14 protein-coding genes are annotated in these 18,151 nt (G+C 60.0%); all 14 read right to left on the bottom strand.

Going from position 1 to position 18,151, the window contains the following annotated elements; translation table 11 throughout:
• Positions 1 to 82 precede the first annotated feature (82 nt).
• Positions 83 to 1,138, bottom strand: a complete 1,056-nt coding sequence (gene mutM, locus ACUXHH_RS03660) for a bifunctional DNA-formamidopyrimidine glycosylase/DNA-(apurinic or apyrimidinic site) lyase (RefSeq protein ID WP_458390844.1) — start codon at positions 1,136 to 1,138, stop codon at positions 83 to 85.
• 76 nt (positions 1,139 to 1,214) lie between these two features.
• Complete coding sequence (gene rnc / locus ACUXHH_RS03655; protein WP_005508108.1) at positions 1,215 to 1,904, bottom strand: ribonuclease III; 690 nt, start codon at positions 1,902 to 1,904, stop codon at positions 1,215 to 1,217.
• 16 nt (positions 1,905 to 1,920) lie between these two features.
• Positions 1,921 to 2,124, bottom strand: a complete 204-nt coding sequence (gene rpmF / locus ACUXHH_RS03650) for a 50S ribosomal protein L32 (protein WP_005505656.1) — start codon at positions 2,122 to 2,124, stop codon at positions 1,921 to 1,923.
• 30 nt (positions 2,125 to 2,154) lie between these two features.
• Positions 2,155 to 2,763: a YceD family protein gene (locus tag ACUXHH_RS03645; protein WP_348539273.1), complete on the bottom strand. Its 609-nt coding sequence runs from the start codon at positions 2,761 to 2,763 to the stop codon at positions 2,155 to 2,157.
• A gap of 195 nt (positions 2,764 to 2,958) precedes the next feature.
• Positions 2,959 to 3,435 carry a pantetheine-phosphate adenylyltransferase gene (gene coaD / locus ACUXHH_RS03640; RefSeq protein WP_371568377.1) on the bottom strand — a complete coding sequence of 159 codons (477 nt, stop codon included), beginning with the start codon at positions 3,433 to 3,435 and terminating at the stop codon, positions 2,959 to 2,961.
• A gap of 132 nt (positions 3,436 to 3,567) precedes the next feature.
• Positions 3,568 to 4,227 carry a 16S rRNA (guanine(966)-N(2))-methyltransferase RsmD gene (rsmD, locus tag ACUXHH_RS03635; RefSeq protein ID WP_279788925.1) on the bottom strand — a complete coding sequence of 220 codons (660 nt, stop codon included), beginning with the start codon at positions 4,225 to 4,227 and terminating at the stop codon, positions 3,568 to 3,570.
• Positions 4,228 to 4,337: 110 nt separating this feature from the next.
• Positions 4,338 to 7,994, bottom strand: a complete 3,657-nt coding sequence (locus ACUXHH_RS03630) for a helicase-related protein (protein ID WP_458390843.1) — start codon at positions 7,992 to 7,994, stop codon at positions 4,338 to 4,340.
• Complete coding sequence (locus tag ACUXHH_RS03625; protein WP_458390842.1) at positions 7,991 to 9,298, bottom strand: Dak phosphatase; 1,308 nt, start codon at positions 9,296 to 9,298, stop codon at positions 7,991 to 7,993. Before ACUXHH_RS03625 ends, ACUXHH_RS03630 begins: the two co-directional genes overlap by 4 nt.
• 234 nt (positions 9,299 to 9,532) lie before the next feature.
• Positions 9,533 to 10,894 (bottom strand): thiamine-phosphate kinase, encoded by a 1,362-nt coding sequence (locus ACUXHH_RS03620; RefSeq protein ID WP_371568388.1) that lies wholly within the window; start codon positions 10,892 to 10,894, stop codon positions 9,533 to 9,535.
• 78 nt (positions 10,895 to 10,972) lie between these two features.
• On the bottom strand, positions 10,973 to 12,274 hold the full coding sequence (locus tag ACUXHH_RS03615; protein WP_458390841.1) for a hypothetical protein: 1,302 nt from the start codon (positions 12,272 to 12,274) through the stop codon (positions 10,973 to 10,975).
• A gap of 620 nt (positions 12,275 to 12,894) precedes the next feature.
• Entirely contained in the window at positions 12,895 to 14,013 is a 1,119-nt protein-coding gene (locus ACUXHH_RS03610) for a D-alanine--D-alanine ligase family protein (RefSeq protein WP_279740207.1), read from the bottom strand.
• 226 nt (positions 14,014 to 14,239) lie between these two features.
• Positions 14,240 to 15,358, bottom strand: coding sequence for an NAD(P)H-dependent glycerol-3-phosphate dehydrogenase (locus ACUXHH_RS03605; protein ID WP_279740208.1), 1,119 nt, complete (start codon positions 15,356 to 15,358; stop codon positions 14,240 to 14,242).
• Between the two features lie 102 nt (positions 15,359 to 15,460).
• Positions 15,461 to 16,318 (bottom strand): lysophospholipid acyltransferase family protein, encoded by an 858-nt coding sequence (locus ACUXHH_RS03600; RefSeq protein WP_279740209.1) that lies wholly within the window; start codon positions 16,316 to 16,318, stop codon positions 15,461 to 15,463.
• Positions 16,318 to 17,751, bottom strand: coding sequence for a UDP-N-acetylglucosamine 1-carboxyvinyltransferase (gene murA, locus ACUXHH_RS03595; protein ID WP_279740210.1), 1,434 nt, complete (start codon positions 17,749 to 17,751; stop codon positions 16,318 to 16,320). Before murA ends, ACUXHH_RS03600 begins: the two co-directional genes overlap by 1 nt.
• Positions 17,752 to 18,151: the final 400 nt, after the last annotated feature.

Below are 18,151 nucleotides of genomic sequence, written 5' to 3'. Positions count from 1 at the left end.
CGTAGCTACATCCCCCATATGGGAGAAACGTAGCTACGCCGTCATATGCATAACTAGCGTGAGTTTGTGCCTACCGTAAGCCTTATCGAGAGCCCTCAACTTGTCGAGAGCGCGGTGCCCGCTGGCAGTGCGGGCAACGGTAGGACGAACGGTTCTGGAACGGTTCGCGCACTATCAGGGATGTGCGGCCCGCCTCCGCGCAACGGTGGCAAGGCTCCCCGGCACGGCCGTAGGCGTTCAGCGAGCGCGCAAAGTAGCCAGACTCCCCCAGCACATTCACGTACAGGGCGTCGAAGCTTGTGCCGCCAGCCGCCAAGGACTCGCGCAGCACCTGGGTGACAGCCTCCAGCAGTTCGCGGGTTTGAGCGGCGCTGAGGGTGCGTGCGGGCTTCGCATAGTGCAACCGCGCACGCCACAGCGCCTCATCGGCGTAGATATTGCCTACGCCAGAGATGACCGACTGGTCCAGCAGCACCTTCTTAATCCCGCTGGAGGTACGCAGGAACTTGCGACGCACCGCCGCGGAGTCGAAGAATTCGTCCAGCGGGTCGCGGGCAATGTGCTTGACTGCTTCCGGCACCAGAAAACGCTCAGATACTTCACCCGCCGCAGCTTCATTCACTGCTACCACCGCGGGTACGTCCGGTACCATCGGGCTGAGGAACATACCACCGAAGATGCGCTGATCCACGAAAAGCAAGCGCTGCCCGGTACATGCCCGGTTGGTGCTCACCGCATCGCCGGTGGCTTCCGCCGGTCCTAGCTCTAGCGCCACGCGCAGGTGCCGCGGCTGCTCATCAAAGGCCGCACGCGCCTGCAAATCATTACCCGAGTCACTGCCCAAATCTCTGCCCGGTTCATCGCGCACAAGCAGCTGACCGCTCATGCCCAGATGCACCACGAGTGCCTCGTCGGCAAGTGTGCCGTCCGCCTCGCTCAGGGTCAGCCACAGGTACTTGCCGCGGCGGTAGGCACCGCGCAGCACCCTGCCGGTCAGTGCCGCCTCAAAGTGGGCGGGACCGGTCAGGTGTCTGCGCAGCGAACGGGCATCGACCACGCGCACCGCCCGCACGGGGCGACCCAAGGAATGATTGGCGATGCCCGCGCGAACGGTTTCTACCTCGGGTAGTTCGGGCATGATTTACTCCCCTCAACAGGATTGCAGGATCAAGAGCCCCGCAGAGTTAGCAGACCTGCAGGATGATTGAACGAGCCTAAACCAGAACGCGGTACGCCTGCTCAGCGGCAAGGCGCTCCGCTTCCTTCTTGCTCGGACCCACACCGGTACCGGTCTGCTGGTTCGCCACAATAGCGACCGCAGTGTACACGCGCGCGTGGTCGGGGCCCTCACCGGTGACCTCATAGCGCACGTCTCCCCAACCGCGGGCGGTGGCGAGGTTCAGCAGCTCGGTCTTCCAGTCTCGTCCAGAGTTCAGGACCTTCTCATCATCGAGCAGCGGGGCGATCAGGCGTAGCACCAGGTCACGAGCCGCCTCGCGACCGCACTCCAGGTAGGTCAGGCCGAAAATCGCTTCCATGGTGTCGGCAAGGATCGAGTCCTTGTCGGCGCCGCCGGTGTGAATCTCGCCCTTACCGAGCAGGATGTACCGGCCCAGATCCAGGTCGCGTGCCACCTTCGCCAATGCCACAGTAGACACCACCACGTGGTGCAGCTTCACGAGCTCTCCCTCGGGCAGGTCGGGGTAGCGTCGGTACACTTCTTCAGCAATTGCCAGGGAAAGCACCGAATCGCCCAGGAACTCCAGGCGTTCATTATGCTCCACTCCGGGGTTCTCGAAGGCGTAGGAGCGGTGGGTTAGGGATAGCAAAAACGTCTCGGCGTCGATATCGACCCCGAGACGTTTACGCAACTCCCTAGTATCAACACTAGGAAATTCAGTCATAAGGATTCACCGCTTCTTAGGCGTCTGCAACCTTACGGCCCTTGTACTCCAGGAACAGGGCGTTGCCTGCAGCGTCGGTTACAACCTTTGCCTGGTGGGGCAGGCTGTAGGTCACGCGACCATTTTCAACGGTCTTAACCAGCTGGGGCACGGATGCCTTCCACTGGGAACGGCGTGCGCGGGTGTTAGCGCGGGACATCTTGCGCTTGGGAACAGCCACAGCTATCTCACAATCTCTAGTAACAACAATTTAGTTTTCGGTATCTGCGCCGAGCAGGCCCTGTAGAGCCGACCAGCGCGGATCCAACACCTCGTGATGATGCCCGGGGTCATCCTCCAGGCGCGCACCGCAATCAGCGCACAGACCCTGGCAGGTATCCCTACAAACAGGCTGGAACGGCAGTTGAAGGATTACTGCGTCCCGCAGAGCCGGTTCAAGGTCGATGGAATCATCCTCAACGGCGTACTGCTCATCTACTTCGTCTTCGGGGCCGCCAGCCGGGGCCTTCTCAAAGACGAAAAGCTCTTGAATATTGGCCGACATCTCATAATCAATCGGATCCAAGCAAAGGCTACACTCGCCGTGTACATCCACAACAACGGAGCCGGTTACTAGGATACCATCAACAACAGACTCCATACGAATATCGAGGTCAATATCCGAACCCTCTTCCACGCCGATGAGCGTGTTACCCAGGTCTGCCGGTGCGGGCAGAACCTCAGCGAGAGTTTCCATGGCGCCGGGGCGGTGAATCAGGTTAGTGACTGATACAACCAGCGGCGATGCGTCTGCACGTGAAATGGCGTTTCTCCTTACGAAATGTATAAACCAAAGTCCCATTTTAGGGGTCATTCGCACCGTTAATCAAGATTAAGCACCTTTTAAATCTCGTTAAGTGGCGCTCACCTCTTAAATATCCCCTTAAGGAGGCGCCGCGCGGCACTTAACCAGCCGGTCGGGGCATTCCAGAGGTAATTAAGCGCCCGGTCGGCGGTACAGTTTGCTGTGCCGTGTGCGTATCTGGCGTATCGGACGGGTGCGCATCCGGGTTGATTAGGCGTTTTTCAACGCGCGGGCGACCGCCTCCGGCACGAAGGCAGTCACATCACCACCCAACGACGCCACCTCACGAATAATCGTGGACGACACCGCACCGTAGCGGTCCTCACCGGCCAAGAACACCGTCTCAACCTGCGCCAAGTGGCGGTTCATACTCGCCATCGGAGCCTCATAGCTGTAATCCGTCGCCGAACGCAAACCCTTCACCAGCACCTTCGCACCACGCTCCGCCGCGTATTCGGCAAGCAGCACGCCCGGCGGAATCGGCTCCACGCCCACACCCTCAATGCCGAGCTCCCGCAAAGACTCACGCACCAGCTGCACGCGCTTCTCCAGGGAGAAACGGTACTTCTTGGAGCTATTGTGCGCCACGCCCACGATCACCTCGTCAAAGAGCTGAGCGGCGCGGGCAATGATTTCCAGGTGGCCGTGGTGCACGGGGTCAAAAGATCCGGGGCAGAGGGCAATCATGGCGGTTCCTTCACGAATAAATATCAGACGTTGGAATGACTAGATGCGGGCGAATTTAGGATGCGGGATAGCGTCATGCGGGCGAGCGCAGGCTGAGGCGGAAAGATTGATCGGTGAGATGAGACAGAAATCTTAGGCAGCGATCTCTTCAGCGTCCTCACCAGATTCGTTGCCGAACTCGTCGCCCGCTTGCTCCTCCACCTCGTCAGGCTCCACATAGTAGAGAACTGTCTCGCCGTGCTGACGGGTCGAAAAACAGTACAGGCCCTCGCCCCACACCGGCTCCGGATCGCGCGAAGAACGCTCCACCACGATCACGGCACCCTCGGCAAGCTTAGAGGTGAGTTCCTCCAGCAGCTCGCTGACCTGCTCATTTGGCACGGCGTAGGGCGGGTCAACAAACACCAGATCCCACGGACCGGAGGCGGACTTCACGTAGGTCAGCGCCTGAGACTGCTGCACGTGTGCCACAGAACCGGTAGCGTCAGAAGGACCAGAGCCGGTGCACCCCATTGCCTTCTCCACCGCGGCAATGTTCTTGCGAATAACCGCAACAGCCTTCGGGTACGTATCCAGCAGAGTCACGGAGGCTGCACCGCGCGAGAGTGCCTCGCAGCCAAGCGCACCCGAACCGCCAAAGGCGTCCAGCACACGGGCGCCACGAATAATGTCGTAGCTCTCTAGCTTGGAGAAGAGGGATTCCTTCACCCGATCGGTGGTGGGGCGAGTATTATCCCCCGGAACCGAGGTAAGGCGAACACCTCCGGCGGCACCGGAAATAATACGGCTCATAGGGATTCTCCTCTTAACTAGTGCGGTGTGTTAACGTCACGGTTTCGGTGGATTATGGTCAAAGCAAGTTGGTGGGCGGGGCTGGCAGAGCATTCTGCCCCGTTGAGCGCTTATCCCCTGCCGAGGAACGCCTCACGGTCAGCGTCCAGGGCACGGTCAATCGTACGCGCCAAAGACGGATGCTTAGCCAGCGTCGGATCCTTCTCCACCACCGAGCGGGCATCCTCGCGGGCACGCTCAATAATGTCAGCATCGGCAAGTGCCCGCAAGAAGCGCAGAGTGCTCTTTGAGCCCGATTGTGCAGCACCCAGAATATCACCCTCGCGGCGCTGCGCCAGGTCGATACGAGAGAGCTCAAAGCCGTCCGTGGTGGAGGCAACCGCATCCAGGCGCTCGCGGGACACGCCACCTGCCTCCTGGCGGGTAACCAGCAGGCAGGTGCCCGCGTAGCCGCCGCGGCCCACACGACCGCGCAACTGGTGTAGGCCCGAGATGCCAAAGCGGTCGGCGTCCATGATAATCATGAGCGTAGCGTTCGGAACGTTCACGCCCACCTCAATGACGGTGGTGCTGATGAGCAGGTCAATTTCACCGCGTTCGAAAGCGGTCATGACGGCCGTCTTCTCCGCCGGGTCCATGCGTCCATGCAGGGTGCCGATACGCACACCGATGAGGGCGTCCTCAGCGCTCAGGTACGAGTACATTGAGGCGACCGAGGTCAGCTGAACCTTGCCGTCGCTGCTGGCATTACCACCCTGACCGAAATAGCCCTGGGCTGAGTTGCCCGTGCCTGTTCCCGCACCATTCAGGCTGGATGTGCCAAAGAACGCGGCACCTTCCTCCAGGCTGTCGCCGTCCTCCCCAATTTTGGGTACGACAACATACACCTGGTGGCCCGCGTCGATTTCTTCGCGGGCACGCCTCCACAGCCGGGATGCCCAGGCAGGCTTCTCGGCGAGGGGCACCACATGGGTTGAGATTTTCTGGCGACCGGCGGGCAGGGTGTCGAGCACGGACACATCCAGATCACCGAACACGGTCATGGCGACGGTACGCGGAATGGGCGTTGCGGTCATGACTAGGCGGTGCGGCAGAGCGCCGTCAGTGCCGCGCAGACCGTCGCGTTGCTCCACACCAAAGCGGTGCTGCTCGTCCACGACGACCAGACCCAAATCGTGGAAGCGCACCTCATCGGAAAGCAGGGCGTGGGTGCCAATCACAATCTGGGCGGCGCCGGCGGCGAGCTCCTGCAGTACCTTGCACTTAGCGCGGGTACCCATGGAGGCGGTCAGCAGGCGCACACGCACACGGCGGGGTTTCTCCCCGCTCCTCCAGGGAGTTTCATCGGCAGAACCGGCGGCTGAATCGTCAGTATCAGAGTCTTCGGACGCCGCCATATCCCCCAGGATGTCTAGTACCGAACGCAAATGCTGCTCAGCGAGCACCTCGGTCGGGGCCAGCATCGCGGACTGGCCGCCCGCATCAGCAACCTGCAGCATGGCACGCAGAGCCACCACGGTCTTACCGGAACCCACATCACCCTGTAGCAGGCGGTTCATGGGCGATTCGCTCGACAGATCGGCGGCAATCTCAGCGCCTACCTTCTGCTGCCCCTCAGTCAGCTCGTAGGGCAGAACCTGAAGCAGCTGATCGGCGAGTCCACCCTCCACGGTGGGGCGCGGCTGAGTCAGGTGCGCGGCACGCACCGAATGCAGGCGGGCAAGCGCACTCTGCAGCACGAATGCCTCGCGGTAACGCATCTGCGCCTGCGCGGCACGCCAGGTGTCCTCCGAGTCGGGGGTATGCAGGGCGCGATACGTCCACTCCAGCGAGTGCACCTTGCGGGCGCGACGAATCGTGTAGGGTACCGGGTCTTCGAGTTCTTTGAGCGGCACCTTTTCGAGCAGCTGCGCCATGTAGCCGCTGATGCGGTCGGTGGGTAGCTTCACTGGGGCGCGGTAGACGGGCACGGGGGCGGTGGCGGCGTCGGTGACGTCCGCGCCGGAGGCGTCCTTCGATAGCAGGGCGTAGTGCGGGTTGGTGAGGGTGTATTCGCCGCGGTAGATGCCGACTCTGCCGGAGAACATCATGGTTTCACCCTCACGGATTTCACGGGCGGCAGTCCAGGCGTTGAAGAAGGAGAGCTTGATCTGCGAGCCGATGAGCGCGCCGGGGTTCGTCATGCTAGGTGCGGGCACGCCAAAGAGGCCTCCCTGTGCAAAACTATCCTGTGCAAAACTATCCTGACCGTAGCTGTCTGCATAACCGCTGTAGGAGGCGGGTTGCACTCCCGTGCCCTGTATCGGGTTCTGGGCACTGGGAATCTGGGCGGCTGGGTTCTGCGTGGAGTTAGCGAGCGCGTTGATACGCGGGTTGTGCATCCCGGTTGCTTGCCAGTTCTGCGCGGGCACACCGGATACTCTGGATACGCCGGGGCGGTTAGCACGGCCGGGCACCACGGATACAGGACCACCTGCATTGAGGCCAGCGGCACCAAAACCGGCGGGTGCCTCCTGCCCGGTGGTGTCAGAGAGCCGGTCGGTGATGGTCACTTCCGTGATTTTGCCGCGGCGTGCCGCCATGGTTCGGGTACTCACGTGCACCACGCGGGCGATGATGGTGACGTCTTGGCCCTCAACGAGTTTTGCGAAGGAGCTGAGCTCACCGCGCGGCAGGTACTTGCGCGGGAAGTAATCGAGCATCTCCCCGACGGTGTGCAGGTCCAGGTGCGTGGAGATTGTCTTGGCGCTGGGCGCGGGTAGGTACTTTTTGAGCGGCGCATTTTCGATGCGATCTTCGGAGGCGTAGCGCGCCAGGGCACGGCTCTTAGCCTCCACGGTAGCTGATGCGGGCTTCTCAGCCACAACCTTCTCAGTAGTTGCCTTCTTCGTCGAAGCTTTCTGGGCGGGGGTTTTCTGTGCAGGCGTTACCTTCTTGGATGCGGTTTTCGGCGCTGCGGTTTTCGGCTTTGCCGGGATTTTCGATGCCGAGGCTTTAGAAGCGGGAGCTTTCTCCGCGGGCGCAGTCTTCTTCGCTACAGCCTTTTTAGGTGCAGGCTTTTTGGTCGCGGACTTTTCAACTTCTACCTCGGGCGCGCTCTTCTTCGGCGCAGGCTTCTGCTCGGCCTCTTCGCTCGCTTTCGTTATCTTCTGCGGGCGCGCCGAAGTAGCCCGGGCGGCAGTTTCGCTCTGCTGCGGGTTGGGGTCGTTCTGAGCTAGTTCCTTCTGTGCAAGTTCCTTCTGAACTGCTTTCTTCTGAGCTGGGTTCTTCCGGGCGGGCGCTTTCCGGGCAGGTTCCTTCGGTTGCTGTTCATCCGGCTGAGTTGCCTGCCGCGCCGCCAACGCAATATCAACCAGCTCGTAGATAGCGTCGTCGGTCATGGTGTGCGCTGCGGGGCCCAGCGAATGCTTGAGCGTCTTGAGCGCCTTACGGTAGGGGGCACTGGCGCGCTGCGCGGCGCGTTTGCTCAGCTCAGCGCGGCTCACCTCGCCTCGGGCGTAGGCGGCAAGATCACGCACGGTCAGCTCGGCGGTGGTGCGGAGCTGCTCATCGCTCAGTAGCGGCGCGTCTTTTTTCCCATGATGAGCTCGGGTCGCAGAACCGGCACGGGTATACTCGACACCCGCTGAATCTACGGGCTCACCCTGCGCTACTTCAACCTTCGCAGGTTTAGTATTTATCGGCTTAGTTTTTTCGGGCGCAGGCTCAGGAAGCCCCAAGTCCAGGGCTTCCTGCTGCGGGTTCACGGAACGTCGGGCGGGGCTCATACGCCGCCCTCCGCACCGCACGCGTGGTCGGTGTGGTGACCATCCGCGAGGGAAGAAATACGCTCATCCGACCACTGACCGTAGCCCATAATCAGCTCGCGGGCGGGGTCGATGTCGGGCACATGCACGTGCAGTGTCCAGAGCCCAGCCGCCATGTCCAGGGGGGTAATAAGCAGGCTGTCACCCATGGCTTTAAGTTCAGGGCGCAGCTGCGCCAGGGCCAGAGGTTCGCAGCTCAGTGTACCCATGAGCTCCCAGCCGCTCTGCCCCACATGTTCTGTGTGCTCAGCAGATTCAGAGCCCGTTCGCACTGCATCTACTGCAGAAGGCGCACGGAGCATGGACTCCACCTGCGCCTCGTTCAGAGTTGCTCCCTCCCAGCGCGGGTTGGAGTGCACCACGGCAAGGTAGAACCCGAGCGCACCGGCATCCACGAAACCGGCAAGCTCTGGCGAGGGCGGAAACTGCGCGGTACGTTCCAGGGTGGCACACATCAGCGCACGTCGACGCTCTTTCAGCGCCTCGTCAGCGGCTTCTGCGTCCTGTAATGCATCGTAGTGTGCGTCCAGGCGGGCGAGCTCCACCATAACCGACAGCATTGTGGAGGGCACCATCTGCTCCCCCACGCTGGCGCGAATCCGCTCCGCCGCGAACGCCATCGCGCGTGCTTCCGCGTGGGCGTACTCCAACTTCACCTCACGGTGCTTCGGCAAGCAGCCGCTAGCAATAACGCGCTCGTAGTCTACCTCCAGGGCTCGCACGAGCGGCAACTCATCGGCTGCGTCACCGAGCTCCCGAGCAAGGTTTCCAGGCAGGAACCAGTAGCTGCGCACTGCCTCCAGCGCCCAGGCACAGAGCAGAGTACCCGAGTTGCCGCGCGCCACGCGGGATGCGCGCATAATCGCGTGCTCGTAGATACCGCCCAGCTGAATCCACAGGTCGGCGAGGGTTTCGGCTTCGGAGGCACCCGCCGACTCGGGCACGCACGCACCCTCCCCGCCAGGAATTTCGTTAGCTGGCAGAACCTCACCGGACAGAACCTCACTAGGAAGAATTTCACTGGGCAGAACCTGCTCCATACCCCGCTCAAACTCTTCAGTCAGGGTCAGCAGGGTGTGGGCGATATTGGAGCCGGTGTCCTTATCGGGCACGGGGAACCCATTGAGTTCATTGAGCGCCTCACGGTAGCGTTCGATGGTGGTGCGGGCGGCGGTGGACCACGCTATACCGAAGCGGTAGGCGCGCACGCAGGCGCGGCGGTAGATCTCGCGCTCTTCGGTGCGCTGGTTCTGTTCTGCGTTCACGCTACCCTCCCTATCAGTTTCACCTGGTTCTCGGCTGATTTCTCAACTAGTTCTCGGCTAGTTCCTGACTGATTTCTCAGCGTCCGCGGCACGGGCGGTATCCAGCCTATTTCGTACTTCTATTCTAGTAAATTTTCGGTTAAATGTACGGTATTGTCCGCCACTTATCCCGCGGACTGAAAGCACAGAGGGAACGCACAAACCGCACGCACCTCACGGCCCTCAATCAAGCTCCTACGCGGAAGCTCCGTAGTGCTCCCAACCCATGCCGTCCAGGGAGCGGCCGTCCATCACGACCGCCGCGCCGGTTACCGTATCGTGGCGGCGCTCGGCACCGTAGAGCTCAGCACTCAGACCGCGCTCCGGCACGTCCGCAACGCAGGTTCCCAGGGGCACGAACTCTTCGGGTACTTCACTGGGGAAGGTCGCCAGCAGACCGTGGTCTTCTCCACCGACCAGCACGAAGGCGCGCGCCAAGGATGCAGGGCTCTCCCCCGCCTCATTGCGCTCACCAATCGCCAGTAGCAGGCGTGCCAACGGTAGTAGCGGCTCGGCGAACGCATCCACGGCGGCGCGGTCAAGGCGCATCTGCACCCCGGAGGCGGCGGCAACTCGTCCAGCGTCCTTGACGAGGCCATCGGAGAGGTCCAGCATGGAGCTTGCCTTATGCTGGCGTGCCACCTCTCCTGCGGGGATGGGGCTGACGGGGTGGTGCTGCGAGTCGACGGCGCGCTCGCAGACCGCGAGCATCTGCGCGGCGTCTTCGGGGGTGAGAGTGCGGGCAAGCTCGATGAGTCCTTCGGGAAGAGCAGCAAGTGCAGCCGAACCTTCAGCCTGCTTCTCAGTGTGCTTTTGAGCCCACGCTTGAGCCACCGCACTCAGTGCCACCTCAGCATCCTGACCTGCAGCAATGGCACATAGCAGTGCCGTAGCGGGTAGGGAGAGCGGGTTGAGCAGCAGGCGCAGACCGGCGTCGGACCAGGCGGTACGTCCCGCCAGGGCGATAGTGTCACCGGGTCGCGCACCGGAGCGCAGCACGGCATGATCCGTGTAGCCGAGGGCGGTAACAGTCACCGACATTTCGGTAGAGTCGCCAATATCACCGCCGCCAATCACGCATTCGGTGGCCCCACAGGCATTGATTCCATCCACAATGCCGTGGGCGAAGCCGTCAATCCAGCCGTAAGGAGTGCTACCGGGCAGACTCAAGGAGATGAAGAGGCTTGCCGGGCGTGCACCCATGGCGGCAACGTCGGCAAGGTTCTGGGTCGCGGCTTTGCACCCCACATCGTAACCGCTGCTGCGGGCGGGTTCCAGAATGAACTCGCCACCCTCACCCGTCCGCGCGATACCGCCGGGCCAAAGGTTCATGAAGTCCTGGTCCTCAACGAGAGTGTCGGTGGTGACCACTGTACGCTGACCGGGTGCGGGCGCGGCGAGGACGGCACAGTCGTCGCCGGGACCCACATCGAGGGGTTCAATGTGCCCAGCCTGGCGTGCCGTAGCGGCGACCTGCTCGTTGTGGGCGTTGATAATCGGCATGAAAGCGCGCAGAACGCGGGACTCCCCCAGCTTTGAGAGAGGTGTCTCTCGCATGGGGTTGTCCCGCGTATCGCTAAAAGTCTGAGGATTCACATCCTCTATTATCGCGTATTCTTACGCGTTATGTTCGCCTTATGCTCCGCGGGTGAAGTAGCGGATTGCCAGAGCAATCAGCACCAGACCGATGAGTGAGAAGAGAATCAGCGGTGCAATGCCGGAAAGTCCGGAATCGTCAGCGTCCGCATTCTTCACGGCCTGCTCCTGGGCGGCGTTCGCGCCGTCAGCCTTTGCCACGCTCTTTGCGGAGTGGCTGACGATAGCCGAGGTGGAGGAGCTGGACGACTTCGAAGCTGATGCCGAGCTTGAGAAGTTCGAGGGGCTTGCCTCCTGGGAGTGGTCTTCGTCGGTCGTATTGCGCGAGAGGTATCCAGCAACCCAGTCTGCCGCCCCCGGGATGGAGTCATTCGAGCCATTATTGGCTGCGATTCGTCCGAGGGTGGTGCCGCCAGAACGCAACGGATCATCCTCGTCGTCATCAAGCCCGTCATTCGGTGCCTTGGTACTCGATGAAGAGCTTGAAGATCCCGAAGAGGAGATGGAGGATTCAGAGGAACCGCCCGGTCGCGGAAGCTCAATCGAAATAATGACATCTTCCCCAGAGATTTCCTGACGGTTGCCGGGAGTGGTCACCTGGTTGTTCGCCGGAGGAATCGGAGCAACAGGCTCAGTCTCGACCGGAGCAACCGATTTGGAGTCCGAGTCGTTACCTGTGTCCTTTACCGGAGCTACGGGAGCTACCGGAACCACGGGGATTTCTGCTTCCTTAGAGGGTTCCTGAGTTGGCGCGGGCACTACCGGAGCCTGAGTCGGCTCCTCGGAGGGTGCCTCGCTCGGTTCCTGAGTCGGTTCGGGAGTTACATCCTTGGTCGGCTCCGGATTCGGTTCGGGAGTATGCTCCGGTTCCGGAGTCGGCTGCGGTTCCGGAGTAGGCTCTACCTTCGGATCAGAGGTGGGTTCCGGGGTCAGCTCGGGAGTTACGTCCTTAGTGAACTCAGCGGTAGGCTCTGCCGTAGGTTCCGGGGTTACGTCCTTAGCGAGCTCATCGGTAGGCTCTGCAACAGGAGCTACGGTGGGCTCGGCAGTCGGCTGTACGGTCACGTCCGGGGTAGGTGTCGCGTCCAGAGTGGGCGTAGCGATCGCAGAAGGTTTAGCACTAGCAATGGGCTGAGGGTTGGAAGAAGTGCTAGGCTGAGCGGTGGGCTCTGACTGCGCGTTGTCAGTCTTATTGTCCCCCTGCTCGGTGGGCCATGCTCTTATGGTAGTAAGCGTGGATAATGCTGTCTGGGAGGAGGATGCCGCGGTCGCGGCGGAATCCAGGGTTTGTTCTGCGGTGCCAACAGGGTTCGGCGGAAGCTGTGATGCTGCCTCCTGCATATCTTGAGCAAACGAGGCTACGCATGGACTTCCGGAAGCAACCAGTGCTGTCGCCAGACTCGCAGAGACCACCTTACGGCTTCGTTTTCCCAAAGGTTGTCCTTGACTTTCTAATACGTTGTGAGTGAATAGATATCCGGTCATTAGGTAAACCGGAGTTGCCTTCGTCTATTCTACCGAATCAGTTTTTTCTTCATTACTCATTTTAGTGCTTTCCTGGCAAGCTTTGAGCTTTGCCAAGTGCTAGGACTACCTAGCGAATCTTTTCGCCATCTAGAAGCATTATTTCATGCACTTATGAACAGAATTACATTTCACCCTATCAATGCCGCTTTAGAACTTACACTCCCCCATTGGAGTACCCCAAGATAGACATTAGTGATTTGCTCATGAATGAAAAACAAGCGATTCTCATCAGCATATATGCGGGAAATACATACCAATTCACCGTTTTCCCCGGCAACTAACTTATCAGCCGCGCAAGAAACGCCCCGATGCAGAGTCTCAAGAATCCGCACCGAGGCGCCTTCCAGCAGGGACACTCCTCCACCGTTAAATATTCATACGCTGAGCGTCAGCTCAAGAACTTAGCCCACTCAAAGCTTAAGCACTCTCTAAAACTAGCGCAGACCCAAGGGGCGTTCCATCGCCAGGGTCAGCAGCTCGCTAATCAAATTAGTGTAGGAAATACCAGTGTTCTCCCACATGGTCTTGTACATCGAAATCGGGGTGAAGCCGGGCATGGTGTTCACCTCGTTAATGATCAGGCGGCCATCCTCGGTGTAGAAGAAGTCCGCACGCGACAGGCCCTCGCCATCCAGCGCCAAAAACGCCTTCACAGCCAGCTCACGCAGACGATCTTGCACATCCTGCGGCAGGTTCGCCGGGCACACGGTCACAGCAGAAGACTCAGAAACATACTTCGCCTCAAAGTCGTAGAAGCCGTGGTCCTCGTCCACAACCTCAATCTCACCGGGGTAGGATGCGCGAGGCATCTCGCCGTGGTGACCATCAAGCACAGCGCACTCAATTTCACGGCCCGCAATACCGGCCTCAATAATAATCTTCGGATCGTGGCAGCGAGCCTCTTCAATCGCCGGCACAAGCTCCTCCACCGAATCCACCTTGGTAATACCGAAAGAAGAACCAGCACGAGTCGGCTTCACAAACATGGGGAAGCCCAGCTTCAGCACGCGCTCCAGAATCTGCTCGCGGTCCTCGTGCTCCCACTGGCGGTTAGTGACAACCTCGTAGGGTCCGACCTCCAGGCCAGCAGATTCGAAAGCAACCTTCATGAAATGCTTATCCATACCCACAGCGGATGCGGTCACACCGCAACCCACATAGTGCAGGTCAGCCATTTCCAGCAGACCCTGCACGGTACCGTCCTCACCAAATGGGCCGTGCAGTAGCGGGAAGACAACGTCCACCGGTGCGGTGCGGGTAACGTTACCCTCAGCATCCACCAGGGTCAAACGGGAATCACCGGCACCCATCGGCAGGAACACCTGCTGGGTACCCTCGGGAAACTCTGCGGTACCGCGTGTGCCAGCGGTCAGCTCGGCGAGCTGTTGCTCGTCGGTCAGATACCAGCGGCCGTCACGGGTAATGCCGATAGTGATGACCTCATAGGCAGTGCGGTCAATGGCGCTCAGCACACCAGCGGCGGTAATGAGCGAAATGGGATGCTCGGAGGAGCGGCCACCGCACAGCAGGGCGACGGTCTTCTTCTCGGTCATATATTTCTCCTAGTCAATGTTCCCCTACCCTCAGAGCCGGAAGGTGGAACGGCAATGCGTCAATAATCCTAACGCACGAATACCGTCGCGGTCACTGATGCGTTTCTCACGCACAGGTCTTCCGCAACGGTATCCGTCCTCGGATGTCTACGTTCAATCTTCTTCTAGTATGTCCTGGCACACATCACTAATTAGGGGTTACCAGCACACCAGATAGCTTCAAAACCTAGTGGCTCTCATGCTTGAGGCGGCGACCCAACAGCTGAGGCGCCAACTCCTCAATGCCAATACGACCCGAAAGCACAGCCACCACAGCCTCAACAATGGGCATCTCCACACTGTGACGACGAGCCAACTCAGCCACCACCGGCGCCGACTTAATCGACTCAGCGGTCTGGATCATATGCTCATGCAGGCGGTCAGGGGTAATACCCTGGGCCAGCAGGCGCCCCGCCGTGTGGTTACGAGACAGCGGCGAAGAGCAGGTCGCAATCAAGTCGCCCATACCGGCAAGACCGCTCATCGTCGCAGCCTCGCCACCCAAGGCCACCGCCAGGCGGGTAATCTCCGCCAGACCGCGAGTCATAATGGACGCCTTCGAGTTATCACCGTAATTGCGGCCCTCGCAAATACCCACGCAAAGGGCAATCACGTTCTTCACCAGGCCGCCAATTTCGGTACCCACCACATCCGTGTTGGTGTACGGGCGGAAATACGCGCACGCAATTGCGTGAGCAACAGACTCAGCTACCGGCAGGGTACGAGCCGCAACCACGGAGGCGGTAGGCTCCTCCCCCATGATTTCCTTCGCCAGGTTCGGGCCCGAGAGCACGCATACGCGGTGCGGAATATGACCAATCGCGCGCACATCAGCACCACGCAGAGCCATAGATTCTTCCAGCTCCTCAGTAATGACCTGCGACATGCGCAGACCCGTACCGGTTTCCAGGCCCTTCGCCAAAGACACCAACATGGCGTTCGGCTCAATATAGCGGGCGAAGCTCTGCAACTGCGAACGCAGAACCTGCGCAGGCAAAGCAAGAACCACCATATCGGCACCGGTCAGCGCGGCGGGGGCATCCGCAGTGAAGTGCATGTTATCTGGCAGCTTCATTCCCGGAAAATAGCGAGCGTTCTCGCGGGTGCGCTCGCACTCAGCCATCACCTGCTCATCACGACCGATGAGAGTCACGCGAGTGTCATCGCCGCGCTCGCGGGCAGCATCCGCTGCAATCTTAGCGAAAGCGGTGCCCCAGCTACCGGCGCCCAACACCGCAATAGACTGCACGGTTGCCGGAGGGGTAAATTCAGGGCTTGCTGCGGGGGTGCGTCCAAAGAAGGTCACGAAAACACCAGCTTCTCTTCCTTGTGAGGTCCTTAGGTGAGCCACCGAAGGCACCCGGTCGGGCACCTATCGGTGACTCTCATATGTTTCCCAGTGGGAATACTACTTTTCGTCCGGTTCGCCGAGTGGGCCACCGACCGGACCGGAGGGGGTGCCGGAGGCTTCACGACGCTTAGCGCGCGGATTCCAACGACCCTCAGGAGCCTTCTCACCGCGGATCTTCTCCAGCTCGGCGGTAATAGCATCCAGCATGGCGTCCGTGACCACGCCCAGTTCGGTGCGGGTGTGCTTAGCATCGGGGCTGATGTCCTCAACGAGTGAGGCAATATCCAGTGCCTTGCCAACCTTCACTTGGACGGTCTTGCGCGGGAACAGCGAAATCTTACGCTTCTCCTTGATGCGGCCATCCTCGCCGTCCTCATCCACGTAACCAAGAATCTGCTCGTCGCCCCAATGCGCCACCGGGTAGACGGGCGCGCCGGTCGCAAGAGCCAGACGAGCCGCACCGGTACGCGCCTGCATGGGCCACAGCTGCGGATCGTGGGTGGTGGTGCCCTCCGGGAAAATCACAACGGCACCGCCAGCCTCAACAATCTTGCGGGCAGTAATCAGGGACTTACGCGCATCCACCGAACCGCGAACCACGGGAATATGCGCAAGCTTACGCATAATGTAGCCGAGCACGGGAGCGCGGAAGAGTGAATCCTTCGCCAAGAAGCGCGGCAGGGCACCTTCAACGAAAACAGGGAAAGCCACAGTCACCGGGTCAAGCTCGGTGGTGTGGTTAGCCACGATAATGTACCCGCCACTCTTAGGCAGGTTCTCACGACCGGTAATCTCAACATGCGCGATGAGCTTGTACAGCCCACGCGTAGCGTTACCGAGCACCTTGTACAGAGCGTCACCATAGGCGGTGGGCTCAATCTCAGACAGAGCCTGCTTTCCCTGCTGTCCGCTCACTAGTCCTGAACCTCAACTTCCTCGGGCTCAACAACGACTATTGCAGCATCGGGCTTGGGAGCCTTCGACACCTTGCGTGTCAGCACCTCAAAGTTGGCGCCCAGGCCCTTGAGCTTCTCCTCAAAGTTCTCGTAGCCACGAGCAATCAGCTCAACACCGCTCACGTGAGAGGTACCCTTAGCAGCCAGAGCAGCAATGATGTGGGAGAAGCCGCCGCGCAGATCCGGAACCTCTATGTCGGCACCGGTCAGCGGGGTGGGACCAGAAATAATAGCGGAGTGGCCGTACCCCTTACCCTCGAAACGGCAGGGCGTGCCGCCCACGCAGTCACGCATGACGACAATATCTGCGCCCATCTGCTTCAGGGCGTTGGTGAAGCCGAAACGTTCCTCGTACACAGTCTCGTGCACGATAGATGCACCCTTAGCCTGGGTCAGCGCCACAACAAGGGGCTGCTGCCAGTCGGTCATGAAGCCGGGGTGGACATTGGTCTCAAAGACAATGGGCTTCAGCTGAGCACCGGGGGTGCGCTGAGCCGGGTGGGTGAAGCGAATACCCTCGGCGGTCACCTCATACAGGCCGCCCATCTTGCGGAACTGGTTGAGGAACGCGGTCATATCCTTCTGATCTGCGCCGCGCACAAAAATATCGCCGCCGGTAGCCAGTGCAGCAGAAGCCCAGGAAGCGGACTCGTTACGGTCGGGCAGGGACGTGTGATCGTAGCCGGTCAGCTCGTCCACACCCTCAATGACGATGGTGCGGTCCTCATTGATGAAGATAATGGCACCCATCTTCTGCAGAACAGCGATCAGGTCAATAATTTCAGGCTCAATCGCTGCGTTGCGCAGGACGGTTTTACCCTTAGCTCGCACACCGGTGAGCAGAACCTGCTCGGTAGCACCCACGGAGGGATAGTTGAGTACAATCTCTGCACCCTTTAGGCCCTCTTCAGGAACGATCAGAGTGGTACCGGTTTCATCATCCTTTTCAACAACTGCGCCGAACTTGCGCAGAGCCGCCATATGGTAGTCGATGGGGCGGTCGCCAATCTTGCAGCCACCCAGGTTGGGGATGCGTGCGGTACCAAGGGTGTGCAGCAGCGGGCCCACCATCAGAATCGGGATGCGGGAGTTACCGCCGAAGAGCTGAATCTCCTCCGCGTTCTTTGCAGCGGTGGTTGCATCCTGTGCGGGGTTGAGGGTCAGAACACCAGCTTCGCGGTCGTAATCAACCTTTGCGCCGTGCAGCTCCACGAGGGTGGTAACGATTTCGACATCGCTCAGGTCAGGGACGTTACGCAGGGTCGAGAGGGTCGAACCGTGCAGTGCTGCGACCATCGCCTTGGGCACCAGGTTCTTGGCGCCTCGAACGTGGACCTCACCAACGAGCGGAGTGCCACCTTCAATGCGAAGCTTGCTGATGTTCTCAGTCATTAAAAATCCTTTATGGAGTCGGCTGGTTTAGGCCGAACTTTAACAGTGTGCCAATGCGCCGCGTTCTCATACGTGCCCCTGCCGGTAGCAGGGTGAAACGGGCGCACATATTCATCATTATTCTAAGCCCTGTATATAGGTGCTCCAAACGATGAATAATCTTTGGCAGGGCCGACGAGGATTTTGCTCTGCTATGTATGTGAAGAACCGGTCTGAACCTTCAGATTCAGTGCCGAAAAACAAAAAAATACACAAAAAATCACAATAATACAAACATTTTTGGGTTCTTCGCGGAAATTTGACGTTAGTTTCGTCTTTTTAACGTCCGAATTTAAATTTGAGAGCAACCTCACCCCTACAATAGCGTGCACACTTGTGCCCGCTGAACGGCACCTCCGCT

It is taken from the genome of Rothia sp. 110740021-2 (assembly GCF_054263775.1).
Note: the sequence above shows the minus strand (reverse complement) of the source record. Positions and strands in the feature narration are given on the sequence as shown.

What these genes read in the sequence shown, in the direction of transcription:
- mutM (WP_458390844.1), bottom strand. Translation starts at nt 1,138, where the DNA reads ATGCCCGAACTACCCGAGGTAGAAACCGTTCGCGCGGGCATCGCCAAT.
- rnc (WP_005508108.1), bottom strand. Translation starts at nt 1,904, where the DNA reads ATGACTGAATTTCCTAGTGTTGATACTAGGGAGTTGCGTAAACGTCTC.
- coaD (WP_371568377.1), bottom strand. Translation starts at nt 3,435, where the DNA reads ATGATTGCCCTCTGCCCCGGATCTTTTGACCCCGTGCACCACGGCCAC.
- rsmD (WP_279788925.1), bottom strand. Translation starts at nt 4,227, where the DNA reads ATGAGCCGTATTATTTCCGGTGCCGCCGGAGGTGTTCGCCTTACCTCG.
- ACUXHH_RS03630 (WP_458390843.1), bottom strand. Translation starts at nt 7,994, where the DNA reads ATGAGCCCCGCCCGACGTTCCGTGAACCCGCAGCAGGAAGCCCTGGAC.
- ACUXHH_RS03620 (WP_371568388.1), bottom strand. Translation starts at nt 10,894, where the DNA reads ATGCGAGAGACACCTCTCTCAAAGCTGGGGGAGTCCCGCGTTCTGCGC.
- ACUXHH_RS03615 (WP_458390841.1), bottom strand. Translation starts at nt 12,274, where the DNA reads ATGCAGGAGGCAGCATCACAGCTTCCGCCGAACCCTGTTGGCACCGCA.
- ACUXHH_RS03610 (WP_279740207.1), bottom strand. Translation starts at nt 14,013, where the DNA reads ATGACCGAGAAGAAGACCGTCGCCCTGCTGTGCGGTGGCCGCTCCTCC.
- murA (WP_279740210.1), bottom strand. Translation starts at nt 17,751, where the DNA reads ATGACTGAGAACATCAGCAAGCTTCGCATTGAAGGTGGCACTCCGCTC.